The 13,881-nt window shown below is 51.7% G+C and carries 13 protein-coding genes, 2 tRNA genes and 1 rRNA gene; 9 read left to right on the forward strand and 7 right to left on the reverse strand.

From position 1 onward, the window contains the following. From rrf to dkgB, 3 genes are all read left to right on the forward strand, one after another. A 5S ribosomal RNA gene (gene rrf, locus FHD02_RS13365) occupies nt 1-108 on the forward strand; the annotation flags it as partial. 54 nt (nt 109-162) lie between these two features. Beyond that, nucleotides 163-239: transfer RNA gene (locus FHD02_RS13370), tRNA-Asp, on the forward strand. Nucleotides 240-403: 164 nt separating this feature from the next. Then, on the forward strand, nt 404-1,207 hold the full coding sequence (dkgB, locus tag FHD02_RS13375; protein WP_137360612.1) for a 2,5-didehydrogluconate reductase DkgB: 804 nt from the start codon (nt 404-406) through the stop codon (nt 1,205-1,207). A gap of 21 nt (nt 1,208-1,228) precedes the next feature. On the opposite strand, the gene yafC is transcribed toward dkgB, so the two are convergent. Continuing rightward, the gene (gene yafC, locus FHD02_RS13380; protein WP_137360613.1) at nt 1,229-2,143 is read right to left on the reverse strand and encodes a DNA-binding transcriptional regulator YafC; all 915 of its coding nucleotides are present in this window, start codon (nt 2,141-2,143) and stop codon (nt 1,229-1,231) included. Nucleotides 2,144-2,247: 104 nt separating this feature from the next. Between yafC and FHD02_RS13385 the strand changes: the two genes are divergently transcribed. The 3 genes from FHD02_RS13385 (at nt 2,248) to FHD02_RS13395 (ending at nt 5,202) form a co-directional block, all read left to right on the forward strand. Next, nucleotides 2,248-3,423, forward strand: coding sequence for an MFS transporter (locus tag FHD02_RS13385; protein WP_042310505.1), 1,176 nt, complete (start codon nt 2,248-2,250; stop codon nt 3,421-3,423). A gap of 131 nt (nt 3,424-3,554) precedes the next feature. After that, nucleotides 3,555-4,355, forward strand: a complete 801-nt coding sequence (locus FHD02_RS13390) for an endonuclease/exonuclease/phosphatase family protein (RefSeq protein WP_137360614.1) — start codon at nt 3,555-3,557, stop codon at nt 4,353-4,355. Between the two features lie 76 nt (nt 4,356-4,431). Beyond that, nucleotides 4,432-5,202: a class I SAM-dependent methyltransferase gene (locus tag FHD02_RS13395; RefSeq protein ID WP_220393957.1), complete on the forward strand. Its 771-nt coding sequence runs from the start codon at nt 4,432-4,434 to the stop codon at nt 5,200-5,202. 49 nt (nt 5,203-5,251) lie between these two features. Here FHD02_RS13395 and mltD read toward each other — a convergent pair whose 3' ends face one another. Next, nucleotides 5,252-6,610: a murein transglycosylase D gene (gene mltD / locus FHD02_RS13400; RefSeq protein ID WP_220393958.1), complete on the reverse strand. Its 1,359-nt coding sequence runs from the start codon at nt 6,608-6,610 to the stop codon at nt 5,252-5,254. A 71-nt stretch (nt 6,611-6,681) separates the two neighbouring features. Beyond that, a complete protein-coding gene (gene gloB / locus FHD02_RS13405; RefSeq protein ID WP_123269002.1) occupies nt 6,682-7,437 on the reverse strand; it encodes a hydroxyacylglutathione hydrolase in 756 nt (251 codons plus the stop codon). Between the two features lie 33 nt (nt 7,438-7,470). Here gloB and FHD02_RS13410 point away from each other — a divergent pair, with 33 nt between their 5' ends. Next, nucleotides 7,471-8,193 carry a class I SAM-dependent methyltransferase gene (locus FHD02_RS13410; protein ID WP_220393959.1) on the forward strand — a complete coding sequence of 241 codons (723 nt, stop codon included), beginning with the start codon at nt 7,471-7,473 and terminating at the stop codon, nt 8,191-8,193. Here FHD02_RS13410 and rnhA read toward each other — a convergent pair. After that, nucleotides 8,190-8,657: a ribonuclease HI gene (gene rnhA, locus FHD02_RS13415; RefSeq protein WP_063941989.1), complete on the reverse strand. Its 468-nt coding sequence runs from the start codon at nt 8,655-8,657 to the stop codon at nt 8,190-8,192. The genes FHD02_RS13410 and rnhA overlap by 4 nt on opposite strands. Before the next feature lie 64 nt (nt 8,658-8,721). Between rnhA and dnaQ the strand changes: the two genes are divergently transcribed. Beyond that, nucleotides 8,722-9,450, forward strand: a complete 729-nt coding sequence (dnaQ, locus tag FHD02_RS13420; RefSeq protein WP_095533177.1) for a DNA polymerase III subunit epsilon — start codon at nt 8,722-8,724, stop codon at nt 9,448-9,450. Between the two features lie 133 nt (nt 9,451-9,583). Next, a tRNA-Asp gene (locus FHD02_RS13425) sits at nt 9,584-9,660 on the forward strand. A gap of 96 nt (nt 9,661-9,756) precedes the next feature. On the opposite strand, the gene FHD02_RS13430 is transcribed toward FHD02_RS13425, so the two are convergent. From FHD02_RS13430 to fadE, 3 genes are all read right to left on the reverse strand, one after another. Continuing rightward, on the reverse strand, nt 9,757-10,167 hold the full coding sequence (locus FHD02_RS13430) for a Spy/CpxP family protein refolding chaperone (protein WP_220393960.1): 411 nt from the start codon (nt 10,165-10,167) through the stop codon (nt 9,757-9,759). A gap of 179 nt (nt 10,168-10,346) precedes the next feature. Then, nucleotides 10,347-11,114 carry an amidohydrolase gene (locus FHD02_RS13435; RefSeq protein ID WP_220393961.1) on the reverse strand — a complete coding sequence of 256 codons (768 nt, stop codon included), beginning with the start codon at nt 11,112-11,114 and terminating at the stop codon, nt 10,347-10,349. A gap of 110 nt (nt 11,115-11,224) precedes the next feature. After that, nucleotides 11,225-13,669, reverse strand: a complete 2,445-nt coding sequence (gene fadE, locus FHD02_RS13440) for an acyl-CoA dehydrogenase FadE (protein WP_042310469.1) — start codon at nt 13,667-13,669, stop codon at nt 11,225-11,227. Nucleotides 13,670-13,881: the final 212 nt, after the last annotated feature.

Raw genomic sequence — 13,881 nt, forward strand, 5'->3', positions numbered from 1 at the left:
CTGTAGCGCGGTGGTCCCACCTGACCCCATGCCGAACTCAGAAGTGAAACGCCGTAGCGCCGATGGTAGTGTGGGGTCTCCCCATGCGAGAGTAGGGAACTGCCAGGCATCAAATTGCAGTAAACCGGGATGAAAATCCGGGTGGTGACAAAGAAATTCGGTGGAGCGGTAGTTCAGTTGGTTAGAATACCTGCCTGTCACGCAGGGGGTCGCGGGTTCGAGTCCCGTCCGTTCCGCCACTTATTAAGAGCCCTGAGCTAACGCTCAGGGCTTTTTTCTTTGCTTGTCATATGATTATTGCTGTTTTAGCAAAAATCCTCTGCTTTAATCGATCTTTTTCTCGATCCTCTCGTTCGTCATAATGATTCCAGTTAACCCATTTTGATAAATAAAGAGGAATTTCATGACTATCCCTGCATTCGGTTTAGGTACTTTTCGCCTGAAAGATGACGTGGTTATCGCTTCTGTTAAAACGGCGCTTGAACTGGGCTACCGTGCTGTCGACACCGCGCAAATCTATGATAATGAAGCGGCTGTTGGCCAGGCGATTGCTGAGAGCGGCGTACCACGTAGCGAGCTGTACATCACCACCAAGATTTGGATTGAAAACCTTAGCAAAGACAAGCTGATCCCAAGCCTGAAAGAGAGCCTGAAAAAACTTCGTACGGATTATGTCGATCTGACGCTGATCCACTGGCCATCTCCGGGGGATGCCGTGTCTGTCGAAGAATTTATGCAGGCATTGCTTGAAGCTAAAGAACAAGGGCTGACTCGCGAAATTGGTATTTCAAACTTCACCATTCCGCTGATGGAAAAAGCTATTGCTGCAGTGGGCGTGGAGAATATTGCCACTAACCAGATTGAACTGTCTCCATATTTGCAGAGCCGCAAGGTCGTTGACTGGGCGAAAGCGCACGGTATCCACATCACCTCTTACATGACGCTGGCTTACGGTAAAGCGCTGAAAGATGAAGTGATTGCACGCATCGCCGCAAAACACAATGCGACTCCGGCACAGGTTATCCTGGCATGGGCAATAGGTGAAGGTTACTCAGTAATTCCTTCTTCCACCAAGCGTGAAAACCTGGCAAGTAACCTACTGGCACTGGAACTGCATCTGGATGCCGAAGATAGAGCAGCGATCGCGGCACTGGATTGCAACGACCGCCTGGTTAGCCCGGAAGGCCTGGCCCCTGAGTGGGACTAATTGCCTGACCCTTTGTAGCCTTTAACCCTCTTTCACAGCTCCTTCGGGAGCTGTTTTTATATGTTCACTTAAGAAGTCGATAAATGCCCGAATACGTGTGCTGACGGCACGATCGCTGTAGTAAACGGCACTGAAAGGCATTTCTACCGGCAGACGTTTATCGGCCAGAAGTTCCACCAGTTCTCCCTGCTCGATCTCTTTGTCAATCATATAATCTGAAAGACATGCAATGCCGTTACCGCTCAGGCAAAGCTGTTTTAACGTTTCCCCGCTGTTGGACGAAATCCCACATTCGATCTCATGGAGCTGTCCGTCACTACAGGCTATCGGCCAGGTATTGAGCGAGATGGGTTCAGAAAACCCCAGGCACAGATGCTGTTTTAGCTCTTCAACGCTCTCAGGCTTGCCAAAGCGGGCAATATAGTCAGGTGAAGCGATAATCTTGCGATAGCTGGTAAATAACGGGCGTGCGCGCAGACTTGAATCTGTTAACGTGCCTGCGCGGATCGCAACATCCACTTTTCGTTCAATAAGATTGATGAACGTTTCTGAGGAGACAAGAGACAACGTCATCTCGGGATACCGCTCACGGAACGGTTTAATCAGCGGCATCAGGAAATGCAGCATTACCGGCGTTGCCGCATCGATACGCAGTAAGCCGCGCGGAGTATTACGCGACTCCATGATTTCCGTTTCTGCTGCGGCCATTTCTTGCAGTATCTGCTGCACACGCCTGAAGTATCGCTCTCCTTCTTCTGTCAGGCTCAGCTGTCGGGTCGTACGATTAAGCAGACTGACGCCGAGCTTCATCTCCAGCTTTTTAACTGCCCGACTGACAGCGGAATTGGCCTGTCCAAGCTGCTCTGCCGCCCGGCTGAAGCTGCCGCTTTCCACGACAGCGACAAAAATTGCAAGTTCTTCGGAGGTTGCTTTCATTTTTGCACCTGAAGCAAAATTAAATTGATATTTTGAATATTTTTGTCATTAAAACATCCAGGCATACTGCGTGTCATCTGATTACTGATGTTATGGAGTTATTTATGCCTCTCGCTTTATTTGCACTGACAATAAGTGCCTTCGCTATTGGCACGACTGAGTTTGTGATTGTCGGCCTGGTGCCGACCATTGCACAACAACTGGCGATCTCGTTACCTTCCGCCGGAATGTTGGTTTCAATCTATGCGCTGGGCGTGGCTATTGGCGCGCCGGTGCTGACTGCTCTGACCGGACGCCTGCCGCGTAAACAGTTACTGGTCGCGCTGATGGTCTTGTTTACGGCCGGAAATTTGCTGGCATGGCAGGCACCGGGCTATATGACATTAATCGTCGCCCGTCTGCTGACGGGGCTGGCGCACGGTGTGTTCTTCTCAATTGGCTCTACCATCGCGACAAGTCTGGTGCCGAAAGAGAAAGCGGCTTCCGCCATCGCCATTATGTTTGGCGGCTTAACGGTGGCGCTGGTAACCGGCGTACCGCTGGGTACGTTTATCGGTCAGCACTTTGGCTGGCGCGAGACTTTTCTTGCTGTATCACTGTTAGGAGTGATTGCACTGATTAGTAGCCAACTGCTGATCCCGGCCAACATCCCCGGTCGGGCTGCCGCCAGCATTCGTGACCAGGTGAAAGTGCTGACCCATCCTCGTCTGTTGCTGATTTACGCCGTTACGGCGCTGGGCTACGGCGGTGTATTCACGGCATTCACCTTCCTGGCGCCGATGATGCAGGATCTGGCTGGATTCTCCCCGGCAGCAGTGAGCTGGATCTTGCTGGGTTATGGCGTATCTGTGGCTATCGGCAATATCTGGGGCGGTAAACTGGCAGATAAGCATGGCGCCGTTCCTGCGCTGAAATTCATTTTCGCCGCGCTGTTTGTTCTGCTGATGGTCTTCCAGGTGACCGCGTCTACTCAGTACGCCGCACTGGTCACTATTCTGGTGATGGGGATCTTTGCCTTTGGCAACGTACCGGGTTTGCAGGTCTACGTTGTTCAGAAAGCCGAACAATTCACGCCTAATGCGGTAGATGTGGCATCAGGACTCAACATTGCAGCGTTTAACATTGGTATTGCATTGGGGTCAGTGATTGGCGGGCAAACGGTGGAGCATTACGGTTTGGCGCAGACGCCGTGGATTGGCGCCCTCATTGTTCTGGTGGCTTTCTTACTGATGGGCGTCAGCGGTCGTCTTGATAAACCTGTACGCATTGCTCTGGGGTAAATCATTGATGTAAGCGCCCACTTACAAAACAAACTGCAATTGTTCGTTGAAAGTGAGTGCTAAAATCCCTATAACAGAAGAACCAGTCCGGCTGCGGACTGGTTGACGTTACAGAGGTTTGAAAGTCTAAAGTGCGAAAAAACACCTATGCCATGCGTTATGTTGCCGGACAGCCGGTTGAGCGGATTTTACCGCCAGGCTCGTTTGCGCATATTGGCCAGGCATTACCCGCAGGCGCTCCGTTAAGTACTGAAGATCGTATTCGCGTGCTGGTTTGGAACATTTTTAAGCAGCAGCGTGCAGAATGGCAGTCGGTGCTGAAAAATTTTGGCAAAGACGCGCATCTGGTGTTATTGCAGGAAGCGCAAACCACGCCTGAACTGGTCCAGTTTGCGACCGCTAACTATCTCGCTGCCGACCAGGTACCCGCCTTTGTGCTGCCTCAGCACCCCTCTGGCGTTATGACGCTCTCCGCCGCCCATCCTGTTTACTGCTGTCCATTGCGCGAGCGTGAGCCTATTTTACGGCTGGCGAAATCAGCGTTGGTGACAGTTTACCCGTTGCCTGATACGCGTTTATTGATGGTGGTGAATATCCACGCGGTAAATTTCAGCCTTGGCGTTGATGTCTATAGTAAGCAGTTACTTCCTATTGGCGATCAGATTGCCCATCACAGCGGTCCGGTTATCATGGCTGGCGATTTCAATGCCTGGAGCCGTCGACGGATGAATGCGCTGTACCGCTTTGCGCGTGAAATGTCGCTGCGCCAGGTACGTTTTACTGACGATCAGCGCCGACGCGCGTTTGGTCGCCCTCTCGACTTTGTGTTCTATCGTGGTCTGAACGTGAGTGAAGCCTCTGTGCTGGTCACCCGCGCATCCGATCACAACCCGCTACTCGTTGAATTCAGTCCCGGCAAACCTGAACAATAACGGTGTGTCAGGTCTGCCGTAGGGCAGGCCTGTGATGGTTGCCCTTCCTATTTCACAACAACCGAAGGACAACACAATGACAACACGCTCTCACCATGACAACGTCGAAAAACAGTTTGGCTCTCAGGCTAATGCCTATTTAACCAGTACGGTGCACGCATCTGGCCGTGACTTGCAACGTCTGGGGGAAAGGTTGTCGGCATTTTCGCATGCCCACGTGTTAGATATGGGATGCGGAGCGGGGCACGCCAGCTTTGTCGCCGCGCAACACGTAAAGCAGGTTGTGGCTTATGATTTATCGTCGCAGATGCTTGAGGTGGTCGCAGAGGCGGCAAAAGACAGAGGCCTGGAGAATGTCGCCACACGTCAGGGGTATGCCGAAAGCCTGCCATTTGAAGATAACGAATTTGACGTGGTGATTAGCCGCTATTCTGCGCATCACTGGCATGATGTCGGGTGCGCGCTGCGGGAAGTGAACCGCGTTCTGAAGCCCGGCGGTGTATTGATTGTGATGGATGTGATGTCGCCTGGCCACCCAGTACGTGATATCTGGTTGCAAACCGTGGAGGCGTTACGCGACACCTCACACGTACGCAATTATTCCAGCGGAGAGTGGCTGTCGTTAATCAATGACGCCAATCTGATTGCTGATACCTTGTTAACCGATCGTCTGCCACTGGAGTTCAGTTCGTGGGTGGCGCGGATGCGCACGCCTGCAGCGTTGATGGACGCGATTCGTGCATACCAACAAAGTGCTTCTGCACAAGTGAAAGACTACTTTGCGTTACAGGAAGATGGCTCGTTTACCAGCGACACGATAATGGTTGAGGCACATAAAGCGGGATAAATAAAAAAGGCACTGGGGGGAAACCAGTGCCTTCATTTCTACGATGCTATCAGGAGTCCGGCATGCCGTTGTTTTTTACAAACAACGTTAGCTGATCGCCTGGCTGTAGATTGTTCGTATCGCTGTTCCAGCGCATCACATCCTTGATGTTAACCCCGTGGCGTTTGGCAATGCTCGACAGCGAGTCGCCTTTACGTACACGATAGGTGATGCTATCGCTGTTGTTCGCCAGACGCTGTGCGCTGCTACCTGCGCCCACGGTCAGATTCTGGCCTACTTTCAGCGACGACCCGCGCAGATTATTCCACTGCTTAAGGTCATTGATGCTCACGCCAAGACGTGAAGCGACGCCAGAAAGCGTATCGCCAGAGCGAACTTTGTAGCTACGGCTGTTCAGCGGCGTGTTATCCGCGACCAGCGTTGACTGCACGGCTGCAATTTCGCCTGAAGCCAGAGACTCACGCAGCTTCTCTGCATGCTTCTTTGGCACCATCACATATTGCGGGCCACTGGCACCCAACGTGGAGCCTTTCACGCCTGCATTGAAGGTCTTCAGCTTGCTGACGGAAATACCCGCCATATCGGCAACCTGAGCCATCTCAACCGGGCTACTCAGGCGAACACGTGCCAATGCGCGGCTTTCGTCTGTTGTTGGCAGACGCACGCCATAGCGTTTGCTGTTTTTGAGTATATCGCTCAATGCCAGCATTTTGGGCACGTATAGCTTCGTTTCCTGAGGCAATGGCAACGACCAGAAGTCAGTGGGTTTACCACGAGCTTTGTTCGTTTTGATTGCCTTCATGACACGACCTTCACCGCTATTATAAGCAGCAACGGTCAACAGCCAGTCGCCATCAAACATCTTGTTCAGACGCTGCATCATGTCCAGCGCGGCGGTGGTGGAAGCCACAACGTCGCGACGTGCATCATAACTGCGGGTCTGTTTTAAACCATAATTGCGCCCCGTGCTCGGAATGATCTGCCAAATACCTGCGGCATTGGCGCCAGACGTTGCGTGAGGATCAAAAGCGCTCTCCACTATGGGTAGTAGTACCAGTTCCATAGGCATGTTACGTTTCTTAACCTGCCCGGCTATCCAGTACATATACGGCTCTGCCCGTAAAGTTACATCGTGGAGATAGCTCTTATTGCGTAAATACTTCTGTTTCTGTTCGCGAATCCGGTTGTTTTCCGGAATTCCCATCTTTAGCTCGTCACCAATGAAAGCCCACAAGTCTTGATCAGCAGCGATAGATGTTCCGTCGTCCATCCATCGCGCCTGACTTGTAAACTTTCCTGCTTCCCCTTGACCAGCTGCAGAAAGGCTCTGTGCGTGTTGTTGGACGTTACCAGTATTCTGGCACCCAACAAGCAGGACAGAGGCGAGTAATATCGCTTTTGCCTTCATGTGTGTGTCAATAGTTGCTTAAAAGACGACCGATCATAACGGCGAAGTTTTCAAAAGGCAACCCGGAATTGTCAGAACGTATCTTTCTTTGACCTTAACCAGGCAAAACGCTCTTCAGGTTGTTGCAATATTGTTTCTTTGTTGATTTCATTAATTAAATCAATATCTTCCGTTCTCAAAAAAAGATTATTTCGTCGCTCATTTTTCAGAATTACGGGTAGTGTCATTTGTTTTTTTACGCGTAACTCATTAACTTTACGATAATATTCATTTATGAACGAATCGTGCGGGAGAATGCTTAAGGCAAACTTCATGTTTGCTAATGTGTACTCATGTGCGCAACAAATTAATGTATCGTCAGGAAGGGCGTTAATTTTTTTAAGTGATTGATACATTTGGGTTGCTGTGCCTTCGAAAAGTCGACCGCAACCGCCAGAAAAGAGCGTGTCACCACAGAATAAGTAAGGGTGGCTAAAGTAACAGATATGTCCTAAAGTGTGACCCGGAGTAGCAATTACCCTAAATTCATGCCCCAAAACGAGTGCAATATCGCCATCTTCGACTACGTGTGTCGTTCCCTTATCTTGCGTTTCAGCCGGTCCGTATACCACTATTTGTGGGAAATGTTGCAGAAGCTCTTTCACACCGCCCACGTGATCCTGATGATGATGGGTTAGCAGAATGGCTTCCGGCACCCAGTTATGCTCTGCAATGGCTTTCAGAACAGGAGCCGCTTCACCCGGGTCCACAATCAGACAATGTTTGTCATTATTCGACAGGACCCAGATGTAATTGTCCTGAAATGCAGGAATACTGTTAAGATTCATATATTACCTCTTAATGCGTAACGGAAGGTTGTGATGAAACCGGCAAGGATCCCTCAAACTGTCGTAGCGCCCGTTAGCTGGGATGATTTGCCCTGGGGCGAACACTATCGTGAGGCGCTGGAGCATCAGCTTAACCCGTGGTTCGCAAAAATGTACGGTTTTCATCTGCTTAAGGTTGGTAATTTAAGCGCAGAAATCGATTCTGAAGCGTGCGCGGTTTCTCATCAGGTAAATGTTTCTTTGCAGGGTTCTCCCATGCAGGTGACGGCCGATCCTTTGCATCTTCCCTTTGCCGATAAGTCTGTGGATGTTTGTTTATTGGCCCATACGTTACCGTGGTGCTTTGATCCGCATCGCCTACTGCGTGAAGCCGATCGCGTGTTGATTGATGACGGCTGGTTGATTCTGAGCGGCTTTAACCCGGTAAGCCTGATGGGATTGCGTAAGCTGGTGCCCGTATTGCGTAAGACATCGCCCTATAACAGTCGGATGTTTACCCTCATGCGTCAACTGGACTGGCTATCATTACTGAATTTTGAAGTGCTGCACTATAGCCGTTTTCATGTTCTGCCCTGGAACAAGAAGGGCGGGAAAATGTTAAGCGCCCATATTCCCGCGCTGGGCTGTTTACAGCTGGTGGTTGCGCGCAAGCGAACCATTCCGCTTACGCTCAACCCGATGAAACAAAATAAAAGCAAAACGCCTATCCGTCATGCCGTTGGCGCGACCCGGCAATACCGTAAACCGGACGCTTAAGCCTCAGCCTGATACCCAATATCATCCTGAGTCGGGCTCATTGCCGCGGTGCGCGCAAGCTCATCGCAGCGTTCGTTTTCCGGATGGCCCGCATGGCCTTTGACCCATTCCCATTTGATTTGATGCGGCCCCAGCGCGGCATCGAGACGTTTCCACAGATCGACGTTCTTCACCGGTTTTTTATCTGCTGTTTTCCAGCCGCGCTTTTTCCAGTTGTGGATCCACTGCGTTATGCCCTGGCGCACATACTGGCTGTCCGTGCTGAGTATCACTTCACACTGTTCTTTCAGGGCTTCCAGCGCAACGATTGCGGCCATTAGCTCCATGCGATTATTAGTTGTAAGGTTGTAGCCTTCGCTAAAGGTTTTTTCGCGCCCGCGATAGCGTAAAATTGCCCCGTAACCACCTGGCCCAGGATTACCCAGGCAAGAACCATCGGTGAAAATTTCTACCTGTTTAAGCATCTCTGGTAGACTTCCTGTTTTAGCAAATCGAAATCAAACGATAAGTCTGACATAAATGACCGTTATGAGCACTGGAATTACACGACAGATCGTCCTCGATACCGAAACCACCGGTATGAACCAGATTGGCGCCCACTACGAAGGCCACAAGATCATTGAGATCGGTGCGGTTGAAGTGGTGAACCGCCGCCTGACCGGCAATAACTTCCACGTTTACCTGAAGCCGGATCGGCTGGTGGACCCGGAAGCGTTCGGCGTACACGGAATCGCAGACGAATTCCTGCTCGATAAACCTACGTTTGCCGATGTAGCCGACGAGTTTCTCGACTACATTCGCGGCGCGGAACTGGTCATCCATAACGCATCGTTCGATATCGGCTTTATGGATTACGAATTCGCGAAGCTCAAGCGTGATATTCCGAAGACGAATGAATTTTGCAAAATAACCGATAGCCTGGCGCTGGCGAGGAAAATGTTTCCTGGCAAGCGAAACAGCCTTGATGCGTTATGCTCGCGCTATGAGATAGACAACAGTAAACGAACCCTGCACGGCGCATTGCTCGATGCCCAGATTCTGGCCGACGTTTATCTGATGATGACCGGCGGGCAGACCACGATGGCGTTCTCAATGGAAGGCGACAGCCAGCAGCAGAATGACACGGGGATCCAGCGTATTGTGCGACAGTCCAGCAAACTACGCGTTGTTTTCGCCACTGATGAAGAGTTAGCGGCCCATGAGTCACGCCTTGACCTGGTGCAGAAGAAAGGCGGAAGTTGCCTCTGGCGGGCATAATTTGTACGTTTACCGTATGAAAATGGCCATTCGGGTGATTTTTGCAGCAAACGATTAAAAACGTGAGAAAAAGCGTTGACGAGGCGCGAGGCAATCCGTAGTATTCACTTCGTTCCCAAGTGGAACACAACGCGGAGTGGTAGTTCAGTTGGTTAGAATACCTGCCTGTCACGCAGGGGGTCGCGGGTTCGAGTCCCGTCCATTCCGCCACTATTCAGAAAGCCTGAATCAGAAATGATTCAGGCTTTCGTCGTTTCAGCCCGTAAAAAAAAGCCTGCAATAATGTTTCATTGCAGGCTCTGGCCATTACTCGCTCAGCGTCTGTGCGATATCTTTTTGCACCTGCTGGCGCTGTTCTGGGGTCAGCACTTTGTTCAGGTCAAAATAGTATTTCACGCGATAATAACGCGCCTGTTGTTCGATGTTGCTGAACGCGGAAAGCTGTTTTTTGACGGCAGCTTCATCCCATTTCCCTGACTTGATGACGTTAATCAACGCGCCGTCTTTTACATCTTTCACTGAAATCTGGCCGACGTTGGTTTCAAGCTGTTGGTGCAGTTTTTTAATCTGCGCAACCTGGTCAGTGCTCAACTTAAGATGTTGTACTATCGGATCCTGGGCTGGAGCCGGAACATTAGATGTCGTTGCTGCAAGCGTACTAAAAGAAGCACCAGCCACGGTAACTGCCAGCAAAGTCATGCGTACGAAGTTCTTCATTATTGAAATCCTGATAAGGAAATTATCGATATTGTCTGCCACTCGCTGGTTACGAGTGATTATCCTTTGCAGAATACGATGCCCGCAGCATGTCGCCACGCGAATTTGTTTTGCGGTTGGTTACGGAGTGAAACAATCCCGCCACGAAAAACGTTGTGCAGCGGGAGGGAAGGCGATAGTTATAGCGTGAACGGGTCAGCGTCCTGCCAGGCGGGAAACTTCTCGCGATACTCGCGCAGCGCTGAGAGAGACAGCTCGGCGTCAATGCGTGTGGCTTGATGCGGCTCGGCGGTGGCAATAATCTCACCCTGCGGATTAATCACCCGGCTGTCACCGCGATAATGATGCCCGTTACCGTCAGTGCCCACGCGGTTACATCCTGCTACATAAGTCAGGTTCTCAATTGCCCGTGCGGCAAGCAGAAGCTGCCAGTGCAGTGAACGCGGCGCAGGCCAATTGGCAACATACAACGCCAGGTCGTAATCATTGCGATTGCGCGACCATACCGGAAAACGCAGGTCATAACAGATCAACGGCAGAATACGCCAGCCGCGCCATTCAACAATAACTCGCGCGTCACCTGCCTGGTAATGCTGATGCTCATCCGCCATGCGGAACAGGTGGCGCTTGTCGTAGAAATGCACATTACCTTCGGGCTCAACCAAAAAAAAGCGGTTTACCGGGCCGCGTTCAGACTGGATAGCAGCGCTGCCCGCGATCAGGGCGTTGGTCTGTTGCGCCTTGACGCGCATCCAACTTACGACTTCTTCCTGCGGCAGCGATTTGTTTGCTGCTTCCATCGCAAATCCGCTGGTAAACATCTCGGGCAACACAATTACATCACGTCCGGTGACGGTTTCCAGTTGTCGGTCGAAATGGCGCAGGTTGGCCGGGCCATCCATCCAAATCAACGGTTGTTGCAGCAGAGTAATTTTCAAACCAGGCACGATCGAGGCTCCTCGTTGAACAACATTTTGACACTGTAGCATGAGCTTTAACGAAAATGTGGCAATAAAAAGCCCCGCATTAAGCGGGGCTAAATGTTATGCGTGTGTCGTTATGCCGCTTCGACTTTACGCACTTTCTCTGGCAGCTTTACCGGCTGAGTCGCCAGCTCCTCGGGTTCAAAGTCATCCACGTTGATACTGCGCAGACGGCTCGCTTCGGCTTTCACCAGAATCGCGGCTTCGTCTTTATCAATCAACCCTTTGGCCAGCGCGTTATGCGCCAGTTCGTCCAGGCGGGTAAACGGCAGGTTTTTACCCAACTCTTTGCAGATCCGCTGGTGGATAGGGTCGGCTGCAATCACGTCCAGCAGAGCCTCTTCCAGCAAACCGACCGGATTATGCTCGCTTGGCGTCAGGTATTGACCGCGACCAAGGCGAGAACGGGTGGCGCTCGGAACCTGCAAAATCTTCGCGACCTTATGATCCAGCTTGTCGGACGGTGCATGATAGTGGCGACCGGTCGGGAAGATAACCACACTCAGCAAACCGGCAACCAAACGGTTCGGGAAGTTTTTCAGCAGATCGTCCATCGCCTGTTCGGCTTTGTACAACGCATCCTGGACGCCCCAGTGAACCAACGGCAGGTCGGCTTCATTACGGCCTTCATCGTCATAACGCTTCAGCACCGCAGAGGCCAGGTACAGCTGGCTTAACACATCCCCCAGTCGCGCCGAGATACGTTCACGACGCTTCAGGCTACCGCCCAGAACAGCCATGGACACATCCGAAAGCAGTGCCAGGTTGGCGCTCAGACGGTTCAGGTGCTGATAGTAACGTTTGGTCGCATCGGCGGTTGGCGTGCTACTGGTTAAGCCACGCGTCAGGCCCAGCCAGAAACTGCGTACTTTATTGCTGCCAACGTGACCGATGTGTTTGAACAGCAACTTGTCGAACGCATTCACATCGTTATTCTGCGCCGCAGCCATCTCTTCCAGCACATACGGATGGCAGCGAATCGCACCCTGACCGAAGATCATCATACTACGGGTCAGAATGTTAGCGCCTTCAACGGTAATGGCGATAGGCGCCCCCTGATAAGCACGGGCGAGGAAGTTGCTTTCGCCAAGCATGATGCCTTTACCGCCAGTAATATCCATGGCATCGATGATTGATTGCTGCCCACGGTGGGTACAGTGATACTTCACGATAGCCGACAGTACCGCCGGTTTTTCACCCAACATAATGCCGTAGGTAATCAGCGACGCCGCAGCATCCATCACGTAGGCGTTACCGGCAATACGCGCCAACGGCTCTTCAATACCTTCCATCTTGCCGATAGAGATTTTGAACTGGCGACGAATATGCGCATACGCGCCGGTTGCCATTGCGACCGATTTCACGCCGCCCGTGGAGTTAGACGGCAGGGTAATACCGCGCCCCACAGACAGACATTCCACCAGCATACGCCAGCCCTGACCGGCCATTTTTGGGCCACCGATAATGTAATCAATCGGCACGAAGACATCTTTGCCCAGCGTCGGACCGTTCTGGAACGGCACGTTAAGCGGGAAGTGGCGACGGCCAATCTGTACGCCCGGGGTTGAGGTTGGGATCAGCGCACAGGTAATGCCGAGTTCCTCTTCCCCACCCAGCAGTTTTTCCGGGTCGGAGAGTTTAAATGCCAGACCCAATACGGTAGCGATAGGCGCCAGCGTGATATAACGTTTGTTCCAGGTCAGGCGCATCCCCAGCACCTGCTGACCCTGCCAGTCACCCATACAGACCACGCCGGTATCAGGGATCGCGCCTGCGTCGGAACCTGCTTCCGGGCTGGTCAGGGCGAAACATGGGATCTCCTGACCACGTGCCAGACGCGGCAGGTAATGATTCTTCTGCTCTTCGGTGCCGTAGTGCTGCAGCAGTTCGCCTGGGCCTAATGAGTTAGGTACGCCGACTGTGATTGCGAGGATCCCGGAGACGCCGGAGAGTTTCTGCAATACGCGAGCCTGAGCATACGCGGAGAATTCCAGCCCGCCGTACTCTTTCTTAATGATCATCGCGAAGAAGCGGTGTTCTTTCAGATACGCCCACAGTTCCGGCGGCAGATCCGCGAGTTCGTGGGTGATCTGGAAGTCATTCGCCATGCGGCATGCTTCTTCAACCGGACCATCAATAAACGCTTGTTCTTCAGCTGTCAGATGCGGCTGAGGATAGTTATGCAGTTTTTTCCAGTCAGGTTTCCCCTGGAACAGGTCGCCTTCCCACCAGGTAGTACCGGCATCAATCGCTTCTTTCTCTGTACGCGACATTGGCGGCATGACTTTACGGAAACCGCGGAACACCGGCGCAGAGATCATGGATTTGCGCATCGGCGTAAAGTTAAACGGTACGAGAATAATGGCCAGAGGAACCAGCAGCCAGACTGACCACAGACCTGCCACGCCAAGCGCAGCCGTCCAGGCGAGCAAAATTAAGCTGCTGAGGAATAAGCTCACGCGGTGATAGAACAATACGCCGAGCAGAACAACCGTAGCGATAATACTCAAAATCATCATAACGAAAAGCTCCCTTGCTTGTAGGAGGTCTGACCACTTGTGATGATATGGTTGTAGTGGATGTAAATTCTTTTAGCAATGTGTTTACAAAATAATTACAACAAAGCTCACATTGTTGGTGTTTTAACCGGCACAAAAAATCAAAAGCCGCGGCCATTCCTGTGGCTTGTACTTCTCGCTGGTAGCGCTATCCGGTACACTGCATCTTGTCA

Source organism: Citrobacter sp. EC_71 (assembly GCF_019584005.1).
Classification (GTDB): domain Bacteria; phylum Pseudomonadota; class Gammaproteobacteria; order Enterobacterales; family Enterobacteriaceae; genus Citrobacter; species Citrobacter werkmanii.

Bases quoted from the DNA above. Each gene is read 5' to 3' on its own strand.
- dkgB (WP_137360612.1), top strand. From the start codon at position 404: ATGACTATCCCTGCATTCGGTTTAGGTACTTTTCGCCTGAAAGATGAC.
- yafC (WP_137360613.1), bottom strand. From the start codon at position 2,143: ATGAAAGCAACCTCCGAAGAACTTGCAATTTTTGTCGCTGTCGTGGAA.
- FHD02_RS13385 (WP_042310505.1), top strand. From the start codon at position 2,248: ATGCCTCTCGCTTTATTTGCACTGACAATAAGTGCCTTCGCTATTGGC.
- FHD02_RS13395 (WP_220393957.1), top strand. From the start codon at position 4,432: ATGACAACACGCTCTCACCATGACAACGTCGAAAAACAGTTTGGCTCT.
- mltD (WP_220393958.1), bottom strand. From the start codon at position 6,610: ATGAAGGCAAAAGCGATATTACTCGCCTCTGTCCTGCTTGTTGGGTGC.
- gloB (WP_123269002.1), bottom strand. From the start codon at position 7,437: ATGAATCTTAACAGTATTCCTGCATTTCAGGACAATTACATCTGGGTC.
- FHD02_RS13410 (WP_220393959.1), top strand. From the start codon at position 7,471: ATGAAACCGGCAAGGATCCCTCAAACTGTCGTAGCGCCCGTTAGCTGG.
- rnhA (WP_063941989.1), bottom strand. From the start codon at position 8,657: ATGCTTAAACAGGTAGAAATTTTCACCGATGGTTCTTGCCTGGGTAAT.
- dnaQ (WP_095533177.1), top strand. From the start codon at position 8,722: ATGAGCACTGGAATTACACGACAGATCGTCCTCGATACCGAAACCACC.
- FHD02_RS13430 (WP_220393960.1), bottom strand. From the start codon at position 10,167: ATGAAGAACTTCGTACGCATGACTTTGCTGGCAGTTACCGTGGCTGGT.
- fadE (WP_042310469.1), bottom strand. From the start codon at position 13,669: ATGATGATTTTGAGTATTATCGCTACGGTTGTTCTGCTCGGCGTATTG.